The sequence below is a fragment of the Micromonospora sp. NPDC093244 genome, from assembly GCF_040683695.1.
Taxonomy (GTDB): Bacteria; Actinomycetota; Actinomycetes; order Mycobacteriales; family Micromonosporaceae; genus Micromonospora.
In genome coordinates this window covers 552,562-575,623 of sequence record NZ_JBFBEO010000001.1, presented here as the reverse complement: position 1 = coordinate 575,623, position 23,062 = coordinate 552,562, and the positions used below count along the sequence as shown (strand labels likewise).

Genomic DNA, 23,062 nt, shown 5'->3' with positions numbered 1-23,062 from the left:
GGGCGATGACGGCGGCCCATATCTGGGGCAGCTCGACAGGGACCGTCGGAGGGCTGTTGCCCTCCCGCAGGTCGTCGCCGGCTGGTTTCACCCACCCGGCCACGGGCCTGGAGAGGTCCGGTCACGGAGTCGCTGGGACGCCTGTCGCCGCGGCCGTGCTCGCTTCCACGACCCGGATGTGCCGGTAGGCGAACCAGAGCGGCGGGAATGCCCCGACCGCGAAGGACAGGTCGACGAGCGTCCAGAACCAGGGGATGTCCCGGATCGGTCCGCAGATCACCGCCAGCGGGACGATCCCCGCGCAGGCGATCATGCCGACCTGCACCACCCACACGTTGCGCACCGGGTCCCGCAGCGGCCCCCAGAACGCCACCGCCAGCACCAGGTGGGCGAAGGCCAGCCAGTCGGTGCCGTAGAGCAGGAACGGGTAGTCCCTGCCCGCCGCCACCAGTCCGGTGTGGACCCGCTCGATCCAGGCGACGAGCGCCGGCAGCTGACCCGCGAGCGGGTCCAGTGCGCGCAGCAGCCACCGCACCTCGATCTCCAGCGGGAACGCCGTCGCCCCGCTCAGGAAGAGCCCGATCAGCACGACCCACAGCCACCGACGGGTCCGTCGTAGCCGCTCTTCGATGTCCATGACCGCAGCGTAACGATGATCTTCGTGCCGGTTGGTCCGCCGACCGGTGACCGCTGTCTCAGTGACGCGGTGCCCGTCCGGCCGGCGGGGCGGGTGACCGCCACGCCGGCCGGGCCGTTCCGGACACCCTCAACGCACGGCGAGCGGCTGCGCGGCCGGGCCGACCGGCGCGGGCAGCACCCCGGCGCCCCCGAGGTAGCCGTGGATCGCGGCGGCCGCCGCACGCCCCTCGGCGATGGCCCAGACGATCAGCGAGGCTCCGCGGTGCATGTCACCCGCCACGAACACCCCGTCGGCGTCGGTCTGCCAGTCGTCGCGGGCGTCCACCGCGCCCCGAGGGTTGCGGGTCACCCCGAACTGCGCCAGCAGTGGCTGCTGCTCGGTGCCCTCGAAACCGATCGCCAGCAGCACCAGATCCGCCGGAAGCTCCCGCTCCGAGCCGGGCACGACTGTGACGATGCGCCTGCCGTCACGCTTCTCGACTGTCACCTCGGCGATCCGCACCGCCCGCACCTGGCCGGTGCCGTCGTCCACGAACTCCTGCACCGCCACGGCGAAGACCCGTTCGCCGCCCTCCTCGTGTGCCGGGTAGCTGCGCAGAACCCACGGCCAGGTCGGCCACGGGTCCCGTGCCTCGTCGCGCTCGGTCGGCGGCTGCGGGTACAGGTCGAGCTGGTGCACGCCTGCGGCGCCCTGCCGGTGCGCGACGCCGAGGCAGTCCGCCGCGGTGTCCCCACCGCCGATGATCACCACATGCTTGCCGGCCGCGTCGATGGGTGTGCCGTCCGGCAGCACCGCCCGCCCCGGCCGCCCCTCGCCTGTCACCGCGACGCCCGGCTCGTCGGTGGCCGACGTGGCCACCGCGCGGTTGGCCGCGACCAGATGCGCCATGGCCTGGTGTACGCCCCGCAGCGCCCGCCCCGGGGTCTCCGGAGTGTCCCGGCCCTGCAACGCCCCGCAGGCCAGCAGCACCGCGTCGTGCTCGGCGCGCAACTGCTCGGCGGTCACGTCCACCCCGACGTTCACCCCGGTCCGGAAGCGCACCCCCTCGGCGGAGAGCTGGGCCAGCCGGGCGTCGATGTGCCGCTTCTCCAACTTGAAGTCGGGGATGCCGTACCGGAGCAGGCCACCTATCGCGTCGTCGCGCTCGTACACGGTCACCGCGTGACCGGCGCGGGCCAGTTGCTGGGCGGCGGCCAGGCCGGCGGGCCCGGAACCGACGACGGCGACCGACCGGCCCGACGGCGCCGGTACGGGACGCGGGGTGAACCCGCGCGCCGCCGCCGCGTCGGCGATCTCCACCTCGACCTGCTTGATGGTCACCGGCTGACCGCCGGCGATGCCCAGCACGCAGGCCGCCTCACAGGGCGCCGGGCAGAGCCGGCCGGTGAACTCCGGGAAGTTGTTCGTGGCGTGCAGCGACTCCACCGCGGCGTCCCAGTTGCCGGTGCGGACCAGGTCGTTCCAGTCCGGGATGCGATTGCCAAGCGGGCAGCCGTCGTGGCAGAACGGGATGCCGCAGTCCATGCAGCGGGTGGCCTGCTCGCGGACGAGGTCCTCGCCGGCCGGCGGGTACACCTCGCGCCAGTCGCTGATCCGCACCGGCACCGGGCGGCGGGCCGGCAGCCGCCGGTCGTAGCGCAGGAAACCGTTCGGGTCAGGCACGAGCCACCTCCTGGGCCGCCACCCGCGGGGCGGGCGGCACGGGCGCGGCGGGCGCGCTGAGCGCGCCCATCACCGCGTCGTCGACGTCGTGGCCGGCGGCTTCGGCGGCCCGCATGATCTCCAGCACCCGGCGGTAGTCGCGGGGCACCACGGCGGTGAACTCGGCCACCGCCTCCGGCCACCGCTTGAGCAGCTCCTCGGCGACCGCCGAGCCGGTCTCGGCCACGTGCCGCTGGACCAGCTCGTGCAGCAGCGTCTGCTCCTGCTCGCCCAGCGGCGCCAGGTCGACCAGCTCCCCGTTGACCCGGGAACGGTCCAGACGGTGCACGAACGCCATCCCGCCGGACATGCCGGCGGCGAAGTTGCGGCCGGTCGCGCCGAGCACCACCACCGTGCCGCCGGTCATGTACTCGCAGCCGTGGTCGCCGACACCCTCGACCACGGCGACCGCGCCGGAGTTGCGCACCGCGAACCGCTCCCCCACCCGGCCGCGCAGGAAGACCTCGCCCGCGGTGGCCCCGTACAGAATGGTGTTGCCGGCGATGATCTGATCCTCCGCGCGCTGGCCGGGCCCGGCGTCCGCGTCGAGGAACGGCGCGGCGGCGTCCGGACGGACGATCAGGCGGCCACCGGAGAGGCCCTTGCCCACGTAGTCGTTGGCGTCGCCGTGCAGCCGCAGCGTCACCCCGCGCGGCAGGAACGCGCCGAACGACTGCCCGGCCGTGCCGTGCAGCACGAACTCGATGGTGTCCTCGGGCAGGCCGGCGCCCCCGAAGCGGCGGGTCACCTCCCCGCCCAGCATCGCGCCGACGCTGCGGTGCTCGTTGCGCACCGCCACCTCGACCCGCACCGGCGCGCTCCCGGACAGCGCCGGACGCGCCAGCGCGATCAGCTCGTTGTCCAGGGCGTGCTCCAGGCCGTGGTCCTGCGCCCGTACCCCGCGCCGGACCGCGCCGGCCGGCAGCTCGGGCAGGTGCAGGACGGGCGCCAGGTCCAAACCGTGCGCCTTCCAGTGCGCCACCGCCGGGGCGACGTCGAGCAGCTCGGACTGCCCGATGACCTCCTCGATGGACCGGAAGCCCAGCTCGGCCAGGTAGCCCCGGACCTCCTCGGCGAGGAACAGGAAGAAGTTCTCCACGAACTCCGGCTTACCTGTGAACCGCTCCCGCAGCACCGGGTTCTGGGTGGCGATGCCGACCGGGCAGGTGTCCAGGTGACACACCCGCATCATCACGCAGCCCTCGACGATGAGCGGCGCGGTCGCGAAGCCGAACTCCTCCGCGCCGAGCAACGCCGCGATCAGCACGTCCCGGCCGGTCTTGAGCTGACCGTCGACCTGCACGGTGACCCGGTCGCGCAGCTTGTTGAGCAGCAACGTCTGCTGGGCCTCGGCCAGCCCCAGCTCCCACGGGGTGCCGGCGTGCTTGAGCGAGTTCAGCGGGGACGCGCCGGTGCCGCCGTCGTGCCCGGAGATGAGGATGACGTCGGCCTTCAGCTTGGCCACGCCGGCAGCTACCGTGCCGACACCCACCTCGCTGACCAGCTTGACGTGCACCCGGGCGGCCGGATTGACGCACTTCAGGTCGTGGACGAGCTGCGCCAGGTCCTCGATCGAGTAGATGTCGTGGTGCGGCGGCGGGGAGATCAGGCCCACGCCCGGCGTGGCGTGCCGGGTCCGTGCGATCCACGGCCACACCTTGTTGCCGGGCAGTTGGCCGCCCTCGCCGGGCTTCGCGCCCTGCGCCATCTTGATCTGGAGGTCGTCGGCGTTGACCAGGTATTCGCTCGTCACACCGAACCGGCCGCTGGCGATCTGCTTGACCGCCGAACGGCGTACCGGGTCGTGCAGGCGCTCGACGTCCTCGCCGCCCTCACCGGTGTTGGACTTGCCGCCGAGGCGGTTCATGGCGATCGCGAGCGTCTCGTGCGCCTCGGCGGAGATCGACCCGTACGACATGGCGCCTGTGGCGAACCGCTTGACGATCTCGGAGGCCGGCTCGACCTCGTCCAGGGGTACCGCCGGGCGGACCCCGGTGCGCAGGGTGAACAGCCCGCGCAGCGAGCCGGCCTGCGCGGCGAGTGCGTCCACCTTGGACGTGTACTGCCGGAACACGTCGTACTGCCGACTGCGGGTGGCGTGCTGGAGCAGGAAGACCGTCTCCGGGTTGAACAGGTGCAGCTCGCCCTCGCGGCGCCACTGGTACTCGCCGCCGACCTCCAGCCGGTCCGAGGCAGCGGCGCCGGACGGCGGCCAGGCCAACGCGTGCCGGGCGGCCACCTCGGCGTGTACACCGGCCAGCCCCACCCCGCCGATCCGGCTGGGCGTGCCCCGGAAGTAGCGGTCGATGAGCCGGCTGTCCAGCCCGACCGCCTCGAAGACCTGCGCGCCGCAGTACGACGAAACCGTCGAGATGCCCATCTTCGACATGATCTTCAGGACGCCCTTGCCGAGCGCCTTGGCGTAGTTGCGCACCGCGCCGGCCGGCTCCACCCCGGCGAGCGCGCCGGTGGAGATCATGTCCTCCACCGACTCGAACGCCAGGTACGGGTTGACAGCCGCCGCGCCGTACCCGATCAGGACCGCCGCGTGGTGCACCTCCCGGCAGTCGCCGGACTCCACGATGAGCGCCGCCTGGGTGCGGGTCTGCTCCCGCACCAGGTGCTGGTGCACGGCGGCGGTGAGCAGCAGCGACGGGATCGGCGCCAGGTCGGCGTTGGAGTCCCGGTCGGAGAGCACCAGGATGCGGACGCCGTCCTCGATCGCCTCGGAGACGTGCCGGCAGATCTCGGTCAGCCGCGCCTTGATGCCTGCGGCGCCCTCGCGGATGCGGTACAGGCCGGAGACCCGGACCGCCTTGAAGCCGGGCAGGTCACCGTCCTCGTCGATGGAGAGGATCTTCGCCAGCTCGTCGTTGTCGATGATCGGGTGTGGCAGCACGATCTGCCGACAGCTCGCCGCCCCCGGGTCGAGCAGGTTGCCCTCCGGCCCGATCGTCGACGCCAGGCTGGTCACCAGCTCCTCGCGGATGGCGTCCAACGGCGGGTTGGTGACCTGGGCGAAGAGCTGGTGGAAGTAGTCGTAGAGCAGCCGCGGCCGGGTGGACAGCGGCGCGATCGGGGTGTCCGTGCCCATCGAGCCCAGCGGCTCCGCGCCGGTACGCGCCATCGGCGCGAGCAGGATCTTCAGCTCCTCCTGCGTGTAGCCGAAGGTCTGCTGGCGGCGGCGTACCGAATCGTGGGTGTAGACGGTGTGCTCGCGGGCCGGCAGGTCGTCCAGCTCGATCAGCCCGGCGTGCAGCCACTCGCCGTACGGCTGCGCGGCGGCCAACTCGGACTTGATCTCCTCGTCGTGCACGATCCGCCCTGCGACGGTGTCGACGAGGAACATCTTCCCCGGCTGGAGCCGCCCCTTGGCGACCACGTGGGCCGGGTCGAGGTCGAGAACGCCGGCCTCGGAGCCCAGCACGACCAGACCGTCGTCGGTCTGCCACCAGCGCCCCGGACGCAGCCCGTTGCGGTCCAGCACCGCGCCGACGATCTCGCCGTCGGTGAACGCCACCGACGCGGGCCCGTCCCACGGCTCCATGAGGCTCGCGTGGAAGCGGTAGAACGCCCGCTTGTCCGGCTGCATGCCGGGGTCGTTCTCCCACGCCTCGGGGATCATCATGAGCACCGCGTGCGGCAGGCTCCGCCCCGCCAGGTGCAGCAGCTCCAGCACCTCGTCGAAGTTCGCCGAGTCGGAGGCGCCTGGCGTGCAGACGGGGAAGACCCGGCGGATGTTGCCCGGGACGTTCGGCGAGCGCAGCAGCGCCTCCCGAGCCTGCATCCAGTTGCGGTTGCCCCGGATCGTGTTGATCTCGCCGTTGTGGGCGATGAACCGGTACGGGTGCGCCAACGGCCAGGACGGGAACGTGTTCGTGGAGAAGCGGGAGTGCACAAGCGCGATGGCGCTGTCCACCCGCTCGTCGCGCAGATCCGGGTAGAACGCCGGCAGCTGGTCGGGGGTGAGCATCCCCTTGTAGACCATCGTGCGGCTGGACAGCGACGGGAAGTACGCAGGCACGCCCCGCTCGGCGGTCTCCCGCTCGGCCTGCTTACGCAGGCAGAACGCCACCCGGTCCAGGTCGATGCCGCTCAGGGCGGAGCCGGCCCGACCGGCCGGCGAGTCGGTGAGCCGACGCGCGGCCACGAAGACCTGCCGGACCCGGGGCATCGCCGCCAGGGCGGTCTCGCCGAGCTCCCGCGGGTCGATCGGCACGTCCCGCCAGCCGAGGAGGTCAGCACCCTCGACAAGCGCGTACTTCTCGACGACGCGGCGGGCGCGGGCCTCGGCGGCGTCGTCGTCGGGGAGGAACACCAGACCGGTCGCGTACTCACCGGCCGGGGGCAGCGTGACACCGGCCACCGCGCGCAGGAACGCGTCCGGGACCTGGATCATGATGCCCGCGCCGTCGCCGGTGTTGGGCTCCGCGCCTCGGGCGCCCCGGTGGTCCAGCCGGCAGAGCGCGCCGAGCCCGTTGGCGACGACCGCGTGCGAACGCCGACCGTGCAGGTCCGCCACGAAGGCCACCCCGCAGGCGTCGTGCTCCTGCGCCGGGTCGTACAGGCCCTGGGCGGACGGGCGGGGGTCGGGCGTCGGGGACGCCTGCGGGCTGAGCGGGTACGGCTGTGACTTGTGCGGGTACGGCTGAGCCACCGGGCCTCCTGTCGTCACTCAGGTTGGATCATGGTGGGGACGACGTCGGCCCGTGGGTCTATTGAGTCTACGTTAGGGCTGCGGCCGCAAGGCCAGTCAAGATTGATCACACCGTCCAGACTCTGGGACGTGTAGTCTCGCGCGGTGGATCCGCTGCATCAGGACGTCTTCGACCGGTTGGAACGCTTCTACGACGCGGTGCCCCGCGACGTCGCCCTTGCGCAGGAGTACGGCGGGCTGGTGTTGTTCGTCCGCGAAGGCGCCGGTTGGCCGTTCTACGCCCGCCCCCGCCTCGACGCCACCGAACCGCCGTCGCTCGCCGACGTGACAGCCGTACGCGAACGGCAACGGGAACTGGGCCTCCCGGAAGCCTTCGAATGGGTGCACGAGACCACCCCGCAACTGCTCGCGGTGGCCCGCTCGGCGGGGCTGAACGTGCTGGAGGCACCGCTGATGGTGCTCGACCCGGCAGCCCTGCCCGACCCGGCGACGCTCTCCGACGTACCGGTGCGGGTGCTGGCGGCGGACTCGCCCGACTTCGCCGCCGACGTGGCCGCCCGGCGGGCCGTCGCGGCCGTGGCGTTCGCCGCCGCCGGCACCGCGCGCGGCGAGGCCGGCCCGGCCGAGCGGGACGCCGCGGTCACCGGGCTGGAGTTGGCCGCGCTGGACGAGGAACGGGTCCGCATCGCCGACGGCCGACGGATCTCCGCGCTGGCCTGCACGGTCACCGAGGGTGCCCTGGCCAGCGGGATGGCGATGCGTGTCGACGACGTCGCGGAGATCGCCGGTGTGGCGACCCTGCCGGCCGCCCGGCGGCGTGGTCTGGGCGCCGCGGTGACCGCCACCCTGGCCCGGGAACTGCTCGCCGCCGGCACCGAACTGGTCTTCCTCTCCGCCGGCAGCGACGAGATCGCCCGCGTCTACCTGCGGGTCGGCTTCCGCCGCGTCGGCACCGCCTGCATCGCCGAGCCCGCCGCCCTGATCGGCTGACCGGCGGCGCGGGTCACGCCGGGGGCCGCCACTGCGCGGCCGAGGCCGCGGCGCTGGAGAGCAGACGCGAGTTGATCGTGCCGAGGGCGGCGTCACGGGCCCGCAACGCCAACCGACCGCGCGCCTGGAGCACCGCCGACATGCGTCGGGTCTGCCGGACCACTGTCGCCGCCCGTGGCCGACGCACCCGGTCGTACGCCTGCACGGCGTCGGGCAGCCGGGCCTCGCGCAGCAGGGAGGCGAGCGTGGCGGCGTCCTCGAAGGCGAGGCAGGCGCCCTGCCCGAGGTGCGGCGGCATGGCGTGCGCCGCGTCACCGAGCAGCACCACGCCGCCAGGGCCGACCGGGAAGCCGTACGCGCGGGGCAGCGGACGCAGCTCGCGGACCTCCTGCTGGACCAGGTCACCGGGGTCGGTGGCCTCGAGCAGCGCGCCGATCGGCTCGGGCCAGCCCGCGTACCAGCGGCGCAGCAGCGCCAACTGCGTCTCGGGCGGTTCCGGGCGGGGCGCTCCGGCAGCGGTGGCCACCCAATAGATGCCGCCCCTGCTGGAGCCGCCGGACGAGCCGCGCTCGCCGAGCGAGGCGGCCACGAACCGGTAGCCCGCGCCGAGGACCTCACCGGCGACCGGCTGGTCGGCGGGCAGCCGGGGCGCCCGGTACCAGGGAATGACTGCCCGCCAGGCGGCGCAGCCGGAGCTGACCACCCCGGACTCGGGGGCGAGCTGGCGGCGGATGCCGCTGTCCGTGCCGTCGGCGGCGACCACCAGGTCGGCCTCGATGGTGTGCCGGCCGTCGCTGACCGCCGGTCGCTGGCCCGGCTCGACCCGGACGTGTCGCACTGTCACCCCGGTGCGCAGCTCCACCCGGTCGCCGAGCCCGGCGATCAGCGTGTCGTGCAGATCCTCGCGGTGCACCACCACAGGCATCCGGTCGGCCGGGACGGGGCGGGGCTGCACCAGCCAGTGCCCGTCCGGCCGGCGGACCCCGCCGTCGGGCAGCGGGGTGGCGATGGCGGCCAGGCCCGCGCCGAGGCCCAGTGCCTGAAGGGCGCGTACGCCGTTGGGCCACAGCACCACGGCGGTCGGCTCGGGGCGTACCCGCTCGGCCCGCTCCAACAGGGTGACCTGCCAGCCGGAACGCGCCAGCGCGCTGGTGACCGCGAGACCACCGACTCCGGCGCCGACCACCACCGCGCTTCGCATCGGTGCCGCCCCCGCTCAGCTGTCCCGGTCGGCGGGACGCGCGCCTGTGGCGTCGGCCCGGTCGTCGCGGGTCTGCGGCGTACCGTCCCCCGCCTGGTCCCCGGTCGAGGCGGTGTCGTCGGCCGCGTCGACCGACTCGTCGGCCGGGCGGTCGTCGTCACCGGCGGACCCGGCCGGCAGGACACCGCTGTCCCGCCAGGCGTGGTACTGCTCTTCGCTGACCACCTCGTACCCCTCGGGGGCGGCGGTGCGCGCCGAGGCCTCCCGCGCGGAGAGGTCGACCTGGGACAGGTCGGACGTGCCGGTCGGCGCCGGCGTCGCCGCCGCACCGAGCGGGATCAGGAACTCCTGGGGGCCGCGCACCCGGACGAAGTAGATCAACGCACCGAGGAAGACCAGGGCCGCGGTCCAGACGTTGAGGCGTACGCCGAGGATCCGGTTCGCCTCGTCGGCGCGCATCAGCTCGATCCAGAACCGGCCTGCGGTGTAGCCCATCACGTACAGGGCGAACGCCCGACCACGGCCGAGCTTCAGCCGACGGTCGAGGACCAGGACCAGTGCCACCACGCCGAGGTTCCACAGCGCCTCGTACAGGAAGGTCGGCTGGTAGAGGCCCGGTTCGAGGATCGACTGACCGGCGTCGTCGCGCAGCGCGTGCCCGGGATTGTCCGGGTCCATCCGGTGGATCTCCAGACCCCACGGCAGGGTGGTCCGGCCACCGAACAACTCGTTGTTGAACCAGTTGCCGAGGCGACCGACCGCCTGCGCCAGCGGCAGACCGGGGGCCAGGGCGTCGGCCACCACACCGAACGGGATGCCGAGCTGCCGGGCTGCGATGAAGGCGCCCACCGCGCCGCCGGCGACCGCGCCCCAGATGCCGAGACCACCCTCCCAGATGGCGAACGCCTTCATCGGGTCGCCGCCCGCGCCGAAGTACTTCTCCGGGGAGGTGATCACGTGGTAGATCCGGGCGCCGATGATGCCTGCGGGCACCGCCCAGACGGCGATGTCGAGCACCGCGCCGGGGGCGACGCCGCGCTGACGCAGCCGACGCTCGGTCACCCAGCAGGCCAGCACGATGCCGGCGATGATGCACAGCGCGTACGCCCGGATCGGGACCGGCCCGAGCTGCCAGACAGCGGTGCTGGGACTGGGCAGGGCCGCCTGGGGGGACAGCGAGGCGTAGGTCACGGGTGCACACGCTACCGCTGCGCACCCCCGAAGCGGCACCCCGGGCCGCCCTACCGGCAAGCCGGTGACTTCTGGTTTGCACCGCCGTAGGCTCTTTGTCCATGAGCGCGCTCACCTGGGCGGTCGCCGCGGTCGTCACCGACGACACCGGACGGGTGCTGCTCTGCCGCCAGGGTCGGGGTGAGCGACGGTACGCCCTGCCCGGCGGGCGGCTACGTCCGGCGCAGAGCCCGGTGCCCGCCGCGCTGCGCGACATCCGCGCCGAGACCGGCTGGGAGATCGAGCTGGTCGACCTGGTCGGTGTCTACCACCTGGCCGCGCCGGGCACGGGTACCGCGCCGGCAGGGCGGGCCGGGCCGCTGCCGGACGTCCTGGTGCACGTGTTCCGGGCGCGGGTGGCAGGTGTCCGGCCCGCCGCCGACCCACCACCTGGTTGCCGACTCTCCTGGCATCCGCCCGCCGCGCTGCCCGAGCCGGTCACCCCGCTCACCCGGGCAGCCGTCGACGACGCGTCGGCCGGCCGCTCCGGTGTCCTGCGTGACGTCCCCTGGGCACCCGGCCCCGTCGGCGTCGCGCCGCCAGCGGCCCGCGTCGCCGACGACGGGTGGTCCGGAGTCGGGCAGCCACCGGAGCAACGCGGCGAGACGGCGGATCCGTCCCTGCGCCCCTGACAGCGCCGCCCCCGCCCGACGGCCCGCCGCCGGTAGCGGCGCATCACCGCCAGGCCGCATCCAGCTCAGCAGGCCGAGCTGGGCGGGAGACGGCTCAGCGGACCGGGTTGCGGACGCCCTCGGCAAGCTCGGCGCTGAGCGTACGCAGCGCGGCCAACCCCTCGGCCTCGGACGACGCGTCGAGCACGCACCGGACCAGGGCGCTGCCCACGATCACGCCGTCGGCGTACCCGGCCACGGTTCCGGCCTGCGCACCGGTGCCCACACCCAGGCCGACGCCGACCGGCAGGTCGGTGACCGCGCGGGTCCGGGAGACGAGCGTCGGGGCGGCGTCGGAGGTGTTCGTCCGCGCGCCGGTCACGCCCATGACAGCCGTGGCGTAGACGAAGCCCCGGCAGTGCTGGACGGTCATCGCCAACCGGGCGTCGGTGGACGACGGGGAGACCAGGAACGTGCGGTCCAGCCCGTGCGCGTCCGAGGCGGCCAGCCACTCGGCCGCCTCGTCGGGGATGAGGTCCGGGGTGATCAGACCGGTGCCGCCGGCGGACGCGAGGTCACGGGCGAACACGTCCACGCCGTACCGCTCGACCGGATTCCAGTAGGTCATGGTGACCACCGGGGCGCCGGTGGCCGCCACCGCCTCGATGACGCGCATCGTGTCCGCGGTGCGTACGCCCCCGGCCAGCGCGATGTCACTGGCCTTCTGGATGACCGGCCCGTCCATCACCGGGTCCGAGTACGGGATCTCGACCTCGATGACGTCCACGCCTGCCTCGACCATCGCGGTCATCGCCGCGATGCTGCCCTCGACGGTCGGGAACCCGGCAGGCATGCAACCGACCAGCAGCGCCCGTCCGTCGGCCCGGGCCTTGTCGAAGGCCACCCCGATCCGGCTCATCTCACCGCTCCTTGTCGAGGATGCCGAAGTAGTCCCCGGCGGTGTGCACGTCCTTGTCGCCCCGCCCGGACAGGTTGACCACGATGGTGGGCTCCCGGCCCAGCTCGGCGGCGAGCTTCGGTGCGAGGGCGACGGTGCCGGCGAGCGCGTGCGCGCTCTCGATCGCCGGGATGATGCCCTCGGTGCGGCAGAGCAGCTCGAACGCGGCCATCGCCTCGTCGTCGGTGACCGGCAGGTAGCTGGCCCGCCCGCTGTCGTGCAGCCAGGCGTGCTCGGGCCCGACGCCCGGGTAGTCCAGCCCCGCCGAGATCGAGTGCGACTCCAGCGTCTGCCCGTCGGCGTCCTGGAGCACGTACGTGCGGGTGCCGTGCAGCACCCCGGCCGACCCGCCGGTGATGCTTGCCGCGTGCCGGCCGGTCGCGACACCGTCGCCGCCGGCCTCGAAGCCGTACAGCCGCACCGCCTCGTCGGGAACGAACGCGTGGAAGATGCCGAGCGCGTTGGAGCCGCCGCCGACGCAGGCGGTGACCGCGTCCGGCAGGCCTCCGGTGAGGTCGAGGCACTGCTGCCGGGCCTCGTCACCGATGCCCCGGACGAAGTCACGGACCATCGCCGGGAACGGGTGCGGCCCCGCCGCGGTGCCGATCAGGTAGTGCGTCTCGTCGACGTTCGCCACCCAGTCGCGCATCGCCTCGTTCATCGCGTCCTTGAGGGTGCGCGAACCGTTGGTGACCGGGACGACCGTGGCGCCGAGCATCCGCATCCGGGCCACGTTGAGCGCCTGCCGCTCGGTGTCGACCTGGCCCATGTAGACCACGCACTCCAGGTCGAACAGGGCGGCGGCGGTCGCGGTGGCCACGCCGTGCTGGCCCGCGCCGGTCTCGGCGATCACCCGGGTCTTGCCCATCCGCTTGGTGAGCAGCGCCTGACCCAGCACGTTGCGCACCTTGTGCGCGCCCGTGTGGTTGAGGTCCTCCCGCTTGAGCAGCACCCGGGCGCCGACCTTCGCGGAGAACCGCCGGGCCTCGTAGAGCAGCGACGGCGTGCCCGCGTAGTCACGCAGCAGCGCGCCGAACTCGGCCCGGAAGGACTCGTCCGCCATCGCCGTACGCCACGCCCCGTCGAGCTCGTCCAGCGCGGCCACCAGGGCCTCGGGAACGAACCGACCGCCGAAGCGGCCGAAGTGGCCGGCGGAGTCGGGCTGCGGGCCGGCCACCGGGGCCAGCGCGTCGGCGCTCATCGGAAATCCTCTCGGTGGGGCGTCACACCGGTGCGGCTCAGCGCACCGGCCGGGGCGTCGCCGGATGGTTACCGGCGTTGACCAGTTCGGCGACCGCCTCGCGCGGGCTCTTCTGGGTGACCAGGCCCTCGCCGACGAGGACCGCGTCGGCGCCCGCCGAGGCGTACCGGATCAGGTCGTGCGGGCCGCGGACGCCGGACTCGGCGATCTTGACGACGCTGCTGGGCAGGCCCGGCGCGATCCGCTCGAACACCGACCGGTCGACCTCCAGGGTACGCAGGTCACGGGCGTTGACCCCGATCACCTGCGCGCCGGCCTCCAGTGCCCGGTCCGCCTCCTCCTCGTCGTGGACCTCGACCAGCGCGGTCATGCCCAGCGACTCGATCCGCTCGAGCAGGCCCATCAGGACGTTCTGCTCCAGGGCGGCGACGATCAGCAGGACCAGGTCGGCGCCGTGCGCGCGGGCCTCGTGGATCTGGTAGCTGGAGACCACGAAGTCCTTGCGCAGCACCGGCACGGTCACCGCGGCCCGGACGGCCGCCAGGTCGTCGAGCGAACCGCCGAACCAGCGCCCCTCGGTCAGCACGCTGATGGCGCGGGCGCCACCGGCCGCGTAGTCGACGGCGAGGTCAGCCGGATCGGCGATCTCGGCCAGCCGGCCCTTGGACGGCGACGAGCGCTTCACCTCGGCGATCACCGCGACGCCGGGCTTGCGCAGGGCCGCGTACGCGTCGAGCGGCGGCGGCGCCGCAGCTGCCAGTTCACGGATCCGCTCCAGCGGAACCTGCTCCTGGCGACGGGCGACGTCCTCGCGCACGCCTGCCAGAATCTCGTCGAGCACGCTTACGGACGCTGCCTGACCGGCGTCGTCCCCCTCCGCGTGCGCATGCTCAGCAGTCACCAACGGACTCCCCTCTCCGGGTGTCATGGGCCGATGCTAGGGGCAGGGGGCCGACCCCGGACGCCGGGGGTATGGCGCTGCTCACGAAAAGGGCTGCGGCATAATGGCCGACCTGCCGTGAACGGGATGTCACGCAGCGCCACCTCCGCCATCGATCGTGGTCACACGGTGGGAGCCCGGCGCTCCCGGCGAGTCAGCCGATCCCCCGATCATGCCACCGACCCCGGACCGGCGCTCAACGGCAGTTAAGCCTGTCGATTGTGTGAGCAAGCTCAAGGCCTAACGGCCCATCCCTGGTCGGGGCCGGGGCGGGACAGTTGACCGGGCGGTCACCACTGCGAAACGTCAGCCGGTCAGCATCGTCCTCGGGCAGACTCGATGGCGCGCCTGCCCCGACCGCCGTCAACTCCTCGTGCGAGGTGACCATGAACATTGCCGAGCCGACCCCCAGCATCGGGCTGACCACCATCTCGCGGACCGTGGCGTCGCTCGCCGTCGGTGTCGTGCACACGCTGGAACGGGCAGTGGTCGGTGAGGGCCGGATGCGCACCGCGCGCGGCAACGCCTGGGAGGCGGTCTGCGCCGACCGGGCCCGCGCCGACAAGCGTGCCGAACTGGACCGCCTGGTGGCCGAGCTGACCGCCGCGCGAGCCGCCGCCCGCCGGACACAGCGGGACCGTCAGCCGGTCGGCTGACAGCGGCCGACGGCCGGCCTCAACCGGCCGTCGGATCCTCGCCACGGTCCAGCGCGTCCCAGGCCTCGGTGGTCCGGCGACCGGCCATCGGCGCGGCCGAGCCCCCCGGGCCGGGCGCCGTCGGCGCGCTGTCCGCGACGGTCCGTGACGGCCGCTCGTACCGCGCGCCCATCGCCGGCCAACCACCGCCACGCAGCGCCGTCCACCCCCCGCCCACGGCGGCGAGCAGGCCGCCGAGCAGGCAGAGGGCGGGCCACTGCCGGCTCACCGCGCCGCCCAGGTCAGCGACCAGGCCGTACCCACCGCCGGCCGCCACGGCCAGGCCGAGCACACCGAGCAGCCCGCCGAGCAGCCGCCGCACCCGGCCCCGGGTCGCCAACAGCGCGCCACCGCCGGCAAGCGTGACCAGGGCCAACGCCGGAAGCCACGGCAGCAGCGCGGCGCCACTGCGGGTATCCCGCACCGGCGGCAGCGGCGCCGGGCGCACGGTCAGCTCCAGCGACCAGCTCCGGGTCGCCGCCCACAGCGCCAGGCCCGCACCCGCCACACAGAGCAGCACGGCGTACGTCAGCTCGCGCCGACCCACCCCGGACCGCCCGCCACCGTCGGCGCTCACCGGGCTGGCCTTTCGTTCGCGACTGCGGGGCTCCGCTGCGCTGCACTCCTCGCGCTCACCGGGCTGGCCGCAACGTCTCGGCTGCCGCGATCGCCGCCAGCACGGCGGCCGCCTTGTTCCGCGTCTCCTGGTCCTCGGCGGTCGGGTCCGAGTCGGCGACCACACCCGCGCCGGCCTGCACGTAGGCGCGGCCGTCGCGGATCAGCGCGGTCCGGATGGCGATCGCCATGTCCAGGTCGCCGCCGAAGCCGACGTAGCCGACAGTGCCGCCGTACACGCCACGGCGCACCGGCTCCAACTCCTCGATGATCTCCATGGCCCGCACCTTCGGTGCGCCGGAGAGCGTGCCGGCCGGGAAGGTGGCGGCGAGCGCGTCGAACGCGTTCTGGTCCGTGCGCAGCGTGCCGGTCACCGTGGAGACGATGTGCATCACGTGGCTGTACCGCTCGATCGTCGCGAACTCGGGCACCTCGACACTGCCCGGCTGGCAGACCCGACCCAGGTCGTTGCGGCCCAGGTCGACGAGCATCACGTGCTCGGCCCGTTCCTTCGGATCGGCGAGCAGTTCGGCGGCCAGCGCCGCGTCGTCGGCCGGGGTGCCGCCGCGTGGCCGGGTGCCGGCGATCGGGTGCAGCAGGGCCCGGCGCTTGCCGTCCGTGCCCGCGGTGACCTTCAGGTGCGCCTCCGGCGACGAGCCGACGATGTCGAAGCCGTCGAAGCGCAGCAGGTACATGTACGGGCTCGGGTTGCTGGTGCGCAGCACCCGGTAGACGTCAAGCGGATCGGCGTGGGTGGACCGCTCGAACCGCTGCGACAGCACGATCTGGAAGCACTCGCCGGCCCGGATCGCCTCCTTTGCCGCCTCCACCGCCTTCGGGTAGCCACCCTCGGGCGTACGGCAGGAGACCGCGCCGGTCGGCGGACGCTCGACCGTGGAGATCATCGGCGGGATGGGCCGGGACAGCGCGGTGGTCATCGCGTCCAGCCGACCCACCGCGTGGTGGTACGCGGCGCTTACCTGCGCGGCGCGGTCCGGGGCGTCGAGCGGGGGCAGCAGCGCGTTGGCGACCAGGATCGCCGAGCCGTCGTAGTGGTCGAGCACCACCAGGTCGGTGGCGAGCATCATGCCCAGCTCGGGCACACCCAGGTCGTCCTCGATCAGCTCGGGCAGCCGCTCGAAGCGACGGACCAGGTCGTAGCCGAGGTAGCCGACCATGCCCCCGGTCAGCGGCGGCAGCCCGTCGGCGGGGTCGGCGACCGGGCCGGCGAGCGCCGCGACGGTCTCCCGGAGCACCCGCACCGGGTCGCCTCCGGTGGGCAGCCCCGCCGGTGGCTCACCGAGCCACGCCGCCGCGCCGTCCCGCTCCACGAGGGTCGCGCTGCTGCGCACGCCGATGAACGAGTACCGCGACCAGGCCATGCCTGCCGAGCCGACGCCCTGTTCGGCAGACTCCAGCAGGAACGTGCCGGGGCCGCCGGCCAGCTTGCGGTAGACGCCCACCGGGGTCTCCGCGTCGGCCAGCAACCGCCTGGTGACCGGCACCACCCGCCAGCGCGCGGCCAGCTCGGCGAAGGTGGCCGGATCGGGGCTCACCGTGCCGTCGGTCATGCGCCGGACCCCGTCCCCGTCACCGGCAGCTCGGTGAAGAAGCACGTCCGGTGCCCGGTGTGGCAGGCCGCGCCGACCTGGTCGACGCTGACCAGCAGCGCGTCGCCGTCGCAGTCCAGGGCGACCGAGCGGACGTACTGGTGGTGCCCGGAGGTGGCGCCCTTGACCCAGTATTCGCGGCGGCTGCGCGACCAGTAGGTGGCCCGGCCGGTGGTGAGGGTGCGGTGCAGCGCCTCGTCGTCCATCCAGGCGACCATCAGCACCTCGCCCGAGTCGTGCGCGCGGACCACGGCCGCGACCAGGCCGTCGGCGGTGCGACGCAGCCGGGCCGCGATGGCCGGGTCGAGCCGGGAGGGACGGGCCGGCGGGGACGCGTCCGGGCCGCTCGGATCGCTGGGGACGCCGGTTACCGGCGGGTCAGGTACGGGCACAGTGACCAATTGTCCCGCACGCGGGGCGGGGACCGGCGACCGCTCCCGCCGGGGGCCGGCGGGCCGGGCCAGTTGGGCGACGTAGCGCTCCAGCCGCCCGTCGACAAGGGCGTCGGCCAGGTCGGTGCCGCCGCTCTCGGCGATCTCCTCGGCGTACGGGCGGACCAGCGGCAGCGTGCCGGCGACAAGCCGCACGGCGGCGGCCCAGAGCTGCCCGACGGAGCCCGGACGCAGCCCGAGGCAGAGCAGCATGTCCTCCCGGTAGTTGGGCGGTGCGACGGGCAGCTCCAGGGCCGCCGCGAAGGCCGCCCGGCGGGAGAACACACGTACCGACGGGTTGGCCGGGCGCAGCACCGACGGGCAGAGCCGGGCCAGGTCGGCGACGGCGAGTCGGACGCCGAGACGGTCGTCGGCGACCCGCGCGGCGGCGGCCTTGCCCAGCGCGGCGATCATCTCCTCGAGCCGGGGTGGTTCGGCCGGCTGACAGAGCACCGGCAGGTCGATCCGGGGCCGCCAGTGCGGGTCGGCCCAGAGCAACCGGGCCGGGGCGGTGACCGGCAGCCCGAACGCCCAGTCCGCGGGCTCGCCAAGTCGGTGCACCCAGGAGCGGACGTCCCGGGCGGCCACCGACACGTGGGTCAGCCGGCCTGCGGATTCGGCCAGGTACGCCCGTCGGGCGGCGTACGGGGCACCGCCGACCAGCACGTCGAGGTCGACGTCGCTGTGCGCGGTGGCCGTCCGGCGGGCGTGACTGCCGCGCAGGAGGATGCCGACGACAGGTCGCTCGGCGGCCTGCCGAAGCCGTGCGGCCCAGTCTTCGAGGAAACCGCTGTTCGGTAACGGAGCGTGACCCACCGCGCCATCGTGCCGTACGTCCGATCAGCGCGCAATGCCCGATGGCGGACCTGGTGTCCGGTCCGAAGGCTACTGCCCGTTGTAGCGCCACCGGCACGGGACGTCCCCGGTCGCCGGGCCTCGGCCGTTGCGTCGGCGGCGGAATCTCATCTAGCGTTGAGTTCATCAGTTGATGAGTTTTTCGGAGGTGTCTGATGGACGATGCGATAGCCGTCCGTGACCTGGTCGTCGACCGGGGCGGGCGGCGGGTGCTGGACGGCATCAGCTGCGATGTCACCCGGGGCGCCGTCACCGGCCTGCTCGGCCCCAGCGGCAGCGGCAAGACGACCTTCCTGCGCGCGGTCGTCGGGGTGCAGGTGGTCACCGCCGGGACGATCACCGTCCTGGGTCAGCCGGCCGGCGCCCCCGCGCTGCGGCACCGGGTGGGTTACCTGACCCAGGCGCCGAGCGTCTACGCCGACCTGACCGTGCGCGAGAACGCCCGCTACTTCGCGGCCCTGCACGGGCGGGGGCGCGCCGAGGCCGACCGGGCGGTCAGCGACGTGGGGCTGGCCGCGGCGGCCGGCCAACTGGTCGCCACCCTCTCCGGCGGCCAGCGCAGCCGCGCGTCGCTCGCCTGCGCGCTGGTCGGCGACCCGGAGCTGGTCATCCTCGACGAGCCGACCGTCGGCCAGGACCCGGTGCTGCGGGCCGACCTGTGGGCCCGGTTCCACGCCATGGCGGCGGCCGGCACCACCCTGCTGGTGTCCAGCCACGTGATGGACGAGGCGGCCCGCTGCGACCGCCTGCTGCTGATCCGCGAGGGGCGGCTGATCGCCGACGACAGCCCCGCCGCGATCCGCGCCGCGGCCGGCGTGGACGACCTCGACGAGGCGTTCCTGCGGCTGATCCGGGCCGGCGCGGCGTCCGCCGGAGGCGCCTCGTGAACGCGCGCATCCTGGCCGCCACCACCTGGCGCATCCTGCGCCAGCTCCGGCACGACAGGCGCACCATCGCGCTGCTGGTGGCGGTGCCGGCCGTCCTGCTCACCCTTGTCTACTTCATGTACGCCGACCAGCCGACCCCACCCGGGGCACCCTCCACGTTCGACCGGGTCGCGCTGGTGATGCTCGGCATCTTCCCCTTCGTGATCATGTTCCTGGTGACGAGCATCGCCATGCTCCGGGAGCGCACCTCGGGCACTTTGGAGCGGCTGCTCACGACCCCGATGGGCAAGCTGGACCTGCTGTTCGGCTACGGCATCGCGTTCGGGTTGGCCGCCGCGGTGCAGGCGGCGGTCGCCGCCGCCGTCGCGTACTGGATCTTCGACCTGGAGACCGCCGGCAGCAGCGCGCTGGTGATCGGGATCGCGGTCCTCGACGCGGTGCTCGGCGTCGCCCTCGGGCTGTTCTGCAGCGCCTTCGCCCGCACCGAGTTCCAGGCAGTACAGTTCCTGCCGGTCGTGGTGATCCCCCAGCTGCTGCTGTGCGGGCTGTTCGTGGCCCGCGACCAGATGGCCGGCTGGCTCCAGGCGCTCAGTGACGCCCTCCCCCTGTCGTACGCCGTCGAGGCGTTGCAGGAGGTCGGCGCGAACGCCGAGCCGACCGGCAGGATGTGGCGGGACGTGACAGTGGTGTTCGGCGCGGCGGTGCTGGCGCTGGTGCTCGCGGCGGCCACCCTGCGCCGGCGCAGCGGCTGACCGGCGGGACGGACGAAGGGCGGCGATGACGCGGCGGACGGGCCGGAGACCCGGCAACCCGGGCACCCGGGAGTCGATCCTCGACGCGGCGCGGGCGGCGTTCGCCGAACGGGGCTTCGACGCGGCCTCGATCCGCGCCATCGCCGGCACGGCCGGGGTCGACCCGGCGCTTGTGCACCACTACTTCGGCAGCAAGGACCAGCTCTTCCTGGCCGCGATGAACTTCCCGGCGGACCCGGGTCAGCTGGTGCCGAGGGTGCTCGCCGGTGACCGGGACGGCGTCGGCGAGCGGATGGTGCGCGTCTTCCTCGGCGTCTGGGACTCTCCGGCCGGCAGCGCCGGGGTGGCGCTGCTGCGCTCGGCGGTGAGCAACGAGTGGACGGCGCGGCTGCTACGCGAGTTCATCACCACGCAGGTGCTGCGTCGGGTGCTCGAACAGCTGGACGTCGAGCCGGCCCAGCTGCCGCTGCGCGGGTCCCTGGTGGCCACCCAGATGATCGGCCTGGCCATGATGCGGCACGTGGTGCGGCTGGAGCCAGTGGCGTCCGCCGACCCGGAGACGCTTGTCGCGGCCGTCGGCCCGACCGTGCAGCGCTACCTCACCGGCTCCCTGTCGGCCTAGCTGTAGCGCCCAGCACCGTTGTTGACGCGGGTGATGGGTGGTTGTCCGGCGAGGGCGGTGTGTCCGCGGTGGTGGTTGTAGGTGTGGAGCCAGGCGGGTAGGGCGTTGGCGCGGTCTTGGCTGCTGGTGAAGGGCCGTGCGTAGATCCATTCGTCGCACATGGTGCGGTTGAAGCGTTCGGCTTTGCCGTTGGTTTGGGGCCGGTAGGCGCGGGTGTAGCGGGCTTGGGCGCCGAGGTCGGTGAGCGCTTCGCGCCAGGCGGTGCTGCGCCGGTAGGACCAGGCGTTGTCGGTCATTACCCGTTCGATGCGGGTGATGCCGTGCTCGGCGAAGTGGGCGGCGGCGCGGCGTAGGAAGCCGGCGCAGGTCCCGGCTTTCTCGTCGGTGTGGATTTCGGCGTAGGCCAGGCGGGTGTGGTCGTCGATCGCGGCGTGCACGTATTCGAAGCCGACGCGGCGTCCTGCGGTTTGTTCGGCGCGGGCGAGGCGGGCTTGGTCGCTGTCTCGGCCGTGCACCCGCCAGCCACCGCCGTCACGTAGGCGGCCGACTTTCTTGACGTCGACGTGGACGAGTTCGCCGGGCCGGTCACGTTCGTAGCGGCGGATCAGTTGCCCGGTGGGCCGGTCGAGCCAGGCGAGGCGGTGCAGGTTGTGGCGGGTCAACACGGCGTGCACGGTCGAGGCGGGCATGTCGAGCAGCGCTGCCAACCGGGCCGGGCCGAGCTTGCGGTCCTGGCGCAGGGCGCAGATCCGCGCTTCGGTCGCCGGTGGGGTCTTGTGTGGGACGCGGTGGGCATTGCTGGGCCGGTCGTGTAGACCGGCGTCGCCTTCGGCCCGCCAGCGTGCCAGCCACTTGTAGCCGGTCTGGCGTGAGCAGCCGAGTTCCTTGACCACGTGGGCGACCGGTCGCTGGTCGGTGACAACACGCTGGATGAGCAGGCGTCGCCCGTGCACGGTCAGGCGGGCGTTACGGTGGTGCACAGAGACCTCCGGTCAAGGTGAAAGCGTCGCAACTTCCACCTCGCCGGAGGTCTCTTCATTTCTCAAGCCGCCACGCCGTGTCAACAACGCTCATGATCACTACACCTAGCCGGCGGGTGCCGCGTCCGTCGCGGCGGCCTCGCGACGGGCCGGCTCGCGGGTTCGCGGGGTTGAACGGTGTCGAGTTGGAGATCGTAGGAGGATCCGTCCGCGACACAGCCCAGGAGCATGATCATGAGCCGATCGGCGAAACCCGTCCTGCAGGCCATCGGGCAGGCGTCCCTCGGCGCCGTCCTACTGAGCGCCGGCGTCGGTCACCTGACGACGAAGCGGCAGGAGTTCCGGGCACAGGTGCCCTCCTGGCTGCCTGTCGACGTCGACAAGGTGGTGGTCGTGTCCGGTCTCGCTGAGCTCGCGCTGGGGTCGGCGCTGCTGGCCACGTGGCGCCAGCCCGCCCGCCGGTTGCTCGGCAGGGCGGTAGCCGGCTTCTTCGTCGGTGTCTTCCCCGGCAACATCGCCCAGTACGTCGAACGCCGGGACGGTTTCGGGCTGGACACCGACCGCAAGCGGGCGCTGCGCCTGCTCGGTCAGCCGGCGCTTGTGGCGTGGGCGCTGAGCGCGACACGCGACCGGTCCCGCTGAGCGCGACACGCGACCGGTCCCGCTGAGCGCGACACGCGACCGGTCCCGCTGACGGCGTAGGCGGCCAGCGGCCGGTGGCTCAGGACCGGGGTCGGGCCCCGGCCAGGCGGCGCAGCGGTGGCAGCAGGCCGGCCAGCTCGTCCGGGTCGGTCACCGGGCGCGGGAAGGCGAGCCGGACCCGACGCCGGGCGCCGGCGCGGCCGAGGGCCACCACCAGCCCGTACCTGTCGATGCGCACCACACGGGGTGGCCCGTCCGGCGTCTGCCCGGTCAGCCCGAGCTGCCGACGCAGGTAGTCGGTCATCTCGGGGGCGTCGCGTTCGGCGAGGTCGGCCAGCAGGCGCGCCTCGACCGGGTGCACCGGGTCCGGCTCGGCCTCGGCGTACTCCCCGGGGTCGACCCGCTGCACGGTGCCTGCGCGTTCCCAGCGGACCTCGGCCACCTCGAAGCGGTACAGCCGGAAGCGGGTGCCCACGTCGAGCAGGTCACCGGTCGGGTCGACGGCGGCGAAGTCGACGGCCGCGTGCCGGGCCTCGTCGCCGCGCAGCTCGGCCGCCCAGCCGGAGACCCAGGCCCGGCCCAGAGCGGGCGCACCGGCGGCGGGAGGCAGGTCGAGCACGTCCAGGACCACCGCGACGTCGTTGCCGCCGGCCACCGGTTGCAGCGCGGCGGCCAGGTGGCTGGCGACCGGCACCAGCAGCAGCACCCGACCGTCCGGGTCGGTCACGTGCCGGGCGTGGTGCGGGCCGGGCCGGTGGGCCAGGTGGACGAGACCGGGCAGGCGGCCGGCGACGAGGGTACGAACGATCTCGGCGGGGCTGGGCCGCATGGGCGCGACTCCTTC

20 protein-coding genes and 1 pseudogene are annotated in these 23,062 nt (G+C 73.6%); 7 read left to right on the top strand and 14 right to left on the bottom strand.

All coding sequences use genetic code 11. The annotated features are described in order from the left end of the window. Positions 1-121 precede the first annotated feature (121 nt). The 3 genes from AB0N27_RS02675 to gltB form a co-directional block, all read right to left on the bottom strand. Complete coding sequence (locus tag AB0N27_RS02675; RefSeq protein ID WP_364362647.1) at positions 122-637, bottom strand: hypothetical protein; 516 nt, start codon at positions 635-637, stop codon at positions 122-124. Positions 638-766: 129 nt separating this feature from the next. Then, complete coding sequence (locus AB0N27_RS02670; protein WP_364362646.1) at positions 767-2,302, bottom strand: glutamate synthase subunit beta; 1,536 nt, start codon at positions 2,300-2,302, stop codon at positions 767-769. Further along, positions 2,295-6,908, bottom strand: a complete 4,614-nt coding sequence (gltB, locus tag AB0N27_RS02665; RefSeq protein ID WP_364365984.1) for a glutamate synthase large subunit — start codon at positions 6,906-6,908, stop codon at positions 2,295-2,297. Before gltB ends, AB0N27_RS02670 begins: the two co-directional genes overlap by 8 nt. Positions 6,909-7,151: 243 nt before the next feature. Between gltB and AB0N27_RS02660 the strand changes: the two genes are divergently transcribed. Further along, a complete protein-coding gene (locus AB0N27_RS02660) occupies positions 7,152-7,988 on the top strand; it encodes a GNAT family N-acetyltransferase (protein ID WP_364365981.1) in 837 nt (278 codons plus the stop codon). 13 nt (positions 7,989-8,001) lie between these two features. Here the strand turns inward: AB0N27_RS02660 and AB0N27_RS02655 are convergent, their stop codons facing one another. After that, complete coding sequence (locus AB0N27_RS02655) at positions 8,002-9,189, bottom strand: NAD(P)/FAD-dependent oxidoreductase (RefSeq protein ID WP_364362645.1); 1,188 nt, start codon at positions 9,187-9,189, stop codon at positions 8,002-8,004. 15 nt (positions 9,190-9,204) lie between these two features. Continuing rightward, complete coding sequence (gene lgt / locus AB0N27_RS02650) at positions 9,205-10,380, bottom strand: prolipoprotein diacylglyceryl transferase (protein ID WP_364362644.1); 1,176 nt, start codon at positions 10,378-10,380, stop codon at positions 9,205-9,207. A 101-nt stretch (positions 10,381-10,481) separates the two neighbouring features. Here lgt and AB0N27_RS02645 point away from each other — a divergent pair, with 101 nt between their 5' ends. Further along, on the top strand, positions 10,482-11,051 hold the full coding sequence (locus AB0N27_RS02645; protein WP_364362643.1) for an NUDIX hydrolase: 570 nt from the start codon (positions 10,482-10,484) through the stop codon (positions 11,049-11,051). Positions 11,052-11,145: 94 nt separating this feature from the next. Here the strand turns inward: AB0N27_RS02645 and trpA are convergent, their stop codons facing one another. The 3 genes from trpA to trpC are packed head-to-tail and all read right to left on the bottom strand — an operon-like array spanning position 11,146 to position 14,030. Then, a complete protein-coding gene (gene trpA / locus AB0N27_RS02640; protein WP_364362642.1) occupies positions 11,146-11,949 on the bottom strand; it encodes a tryptophan synthase subunit alpha in 804 nt (267 codons plus the stop codon). Between the two features lies 1 nt (position 11,950). Then, positions 11,951-13,189 carry a tryptophan synthase subunit beta gene (gene trpB, locus AB0N27_RS02635; RefSeq protein WP_364362641.1) on the bottom strand — a complete coding sequence of 413 codons (1,239 nt, stop codon included), beginning with the start codon at positions 13,187-13,189 and terminating at the stop codon, positions 11,951-11,953. A 37-nt stretch (positions 13,190-13,226) separates the two neighbouring features. Further along, positions 13,227-14,030 carry an indole-3-glycerol phosphate synthase TrpC gene (gene trpC, locus AB0N27_RS02630; RefSeq protein WP_334631255.1) on the bottom strand — a complete coding sequence of 268 codons (804 nt, stop codon included), beginning with the start codon at positions 14,028-14,030 and terminating at the stop codon, positions 13,227-13,229. Between the two features lie 485 nt (positions 14,031-14,515). Between trpC and AB0N27_RS02625 the strand changes: the two genes are divergently transcribed. Continuing rightward, positions 14,516-14,785, top strand: coding sequence for a hypothetical protein (locus AB0N27_RS02625; RefSeq protein ID WP_364365977.1), 270 nt, complete (start codon positions 14,516-14,518; stop codon positions 14,783-14,785). A gap of 19 nt (positions 14,786-14,804) precedes the next feature. On the opposite strand, the gene AB0N27_RS02620 is transcribed toward AB0N27_RS02625, so the two are convergent. The 4 genes and pseudogenes from AB0N27_RS02620 to AB0N27_RS02605 all read right to left on the bottom strand — a co-directional run. Next, the gene (locus tag AB0N27_RS02620; RefSeq protein WP_364362640.1) at positions 14,805-15,401 is read right to left on the bottom strand and encodes a Trp biosynthesis-associated membrane protein; all 597 of its coding nucleotides are present in this window, start codon (positions 15,399-15,401) and stop codon (positions 14,805-14,807) included. A gap of 55 nt (positions 15,402-15,456) precedes the next feature. Continuing rightward, positions 15,457-17,010 (bottom strand): anthranilate synthase component I, encoded by a 1,554-nt coding sequence (locus AB0N27_RS02615; protein WP_364362639.1) that lies wholly within the window; start codon positions 17,008-17,010, stop codon positions 15,457-15,459. Continuing rightward, a complete protein-coding gene (gene hisI / locus AB0N27_RS02610; protein ID WP_364365974.1) occupies positions 17,007-17,441 on the bottom strand; it encodes a phosphoribosyl-AMP cyclohydrolase in 435 nt (144 codons plus the stop codon). Before hisI ends, AB0N27_RS02615 begins: the two co-directional genes overlap by 4 nt. 168 nt (positions 17,442-17,609) lie before the next feature. Further along, positions 17,610-17,894 (bottom strand): annotated as a pseudogene (locus AB0N27_RS02605) (phosphoribosyl-AMP cyclohydrolase); the annotation flags it as partial. Between the two features lie 596 nt (positions 17,895-18,490). Between AB0N27_RS02605 and AB0N27_RS02600 the strand changes: the two are divergent. From AB0N27_RS02600 to AB0N27_RS02590, 3 genes are read left to right on the top strand one after another with little or no spacing between them, the layout of a single operon-like run. Continuing rightward, positions 18,491-19,222 (top strand): ABC transporter ATP-binding protein, encoded by a 732-nt coding sequence (locus AB0N27_RS02600; protein ID WP_364362638.1) that lies wholly within the window; start codon positions 18,491-18,493, stop codon positions 19,220-19,222. Next, positions 19,219-19,974, top strand: a complete 756-nt coding sequence (locus tag AB0N27_RS02595) for an ABC transporter permease (RefSeq protein ID WP_364362637.1) — start codon at positions 19,219-19,221, stop codon at positions 19,972-19,974. Before AB0N27_RS02600 ends, AB0N27_RS02595 begins: the two co-directional genes overlap by 4 nt. A 25-nt stretch (positions 19,975-19,999) precedes the next feature. Beyond that, the gene (locus AB0N27_RS02590; RefSeq protein ID WP_364362636.1) at positions 20,000-20,596 is read left to right on the top strand and encodes a TetR family transcriptional regulator; all 597 of its coding nucleotides are present in this window, start codon (positions 20,000-20,002) and stop codon (positions 20,594-20,596) included. Here AB0N27_RS02590 and AB0N27_RS02585 read toward each other — a convergent pair. Continuing rightward, positions 20,593-21,576, bottom strand: coding sequence for an IS481 family transposase (locus AB0N27_RS02585; protein ID WP_364362635.1), 984 nt, complete (start codon positions 21,574-21,576; stop codon positions 20,593-20,595). The genes AB0N27_RS02590 and AB0N27_RS02585 overlap by 4 nt on opposite strands. Positions 21,577-21,810: 234 nt before the next feature. Between AB0N27_RS02585 and AB0N27_RS02580 the strand changes: the two genes are divergently transcribed. After that, on the top strand, positions 21,811-22,218 hold the full coding sequence (locus AB0N27_RS02580) for a hypothetical protein (RefSeq protein WP_364362634.1): 408 nt from the start codon (positions 21,811-21,813) through the stop codon (positions 22,216-22,218). A 79-nt stretch (positions 22,219-22,297) separates the two neighbouring features. Here AB0N27_RS02580 and AB0N27_RS02575 read toward each other — a convergent pair whose 3' ends face one another. Next, positions 22,298-23,047, bottom strand: coding sequence for a DUF2470 domain-containing protein (locus AB0N27_RS02575; protein ID WP_364362633.1), 750 nt, complete (start codon positions 23,045-23,047; stop codon positions 22,298-22,300). Positions 23,048-23,062: the final 15 nt, after the last annotated feature.

Coding starts and splice junctions, on each gene's coding strand:
- AB0N27_RS02625 (WP_364365977.1), top strand. CDS start 14,516: ATGAACATTGCCGAGCCGACCCCCAGCATCGGGCTGACCACCATCTCG.
- AB0N27_RS02590 (WP_364362636.1), top strand. CDS start 20,000: ATGACGCGGCGGACGGGCCGGAGACCCGGCAACCCGGGCACCCGGGAG.
- AB0N27_RS02580 (WP_364362634.1), top strand. CDS start 21,811: ATGAGCCGATCGGCGAAACCCGTCCTGCAGGCCATCGGGCAGGCGTCC.
- AB0N27_RS02615 (WP_364362639.1), bottom strand. CDS start 17,010: ATGACCGACGGCACGGTGAGCCCCGATCCGGCCACCTTCGCCGAGCTG.
- AB0N27_RS02655 (WP_364362645.1), bottom strand. CDS start 9,189: ATGCGAAGCGCGGTGGTGGTCGGCGCCGGAGTCGGTGGTCTCGCGGTC.
- trpB (WP_364362641.1), bottom strand. CDS start 13,189: ATGAGCGCCGACGCGCTGGCCCCGGTGGCCGGCCCGCAGCCCGACTCC.
- AB0N27_RS02675 (WP_364362647.1), bottom strand. CDS start 637: ATGGACATCGAAGAGCGGCTACGACGGACCCGTCGGTGGCTGTGGGTC.
- trpA (WP_364362642.1), bottom strand. CDS start 11,949: ATGAGCCGGATCGGGGTGGCCTTCGACAAGGCCCGGGCCGACGGACGG.
- AB0N27_RS02600 (WP_364362638.1), top strand. CDS start 18,491: ATGGACGATGCGATAGCCGTCCGTGACCTGGTCGTCGACCGGGGCGGG.
- AB0N27_RS02575 (WP_364362633.1), bottom strand. CDS start 23,047: ATGCGGCCCAGCCCCGCCGAGATCGTTCGTACCCTCGTCGCCGGCCGC.
- AB0N27_RS02645 (WP_364362643.1), top strand. CDS start 10,482: ATGAGCGCGCTCACCTGGGCGGTCGCCGCGGTCGTCACCGACGACACC.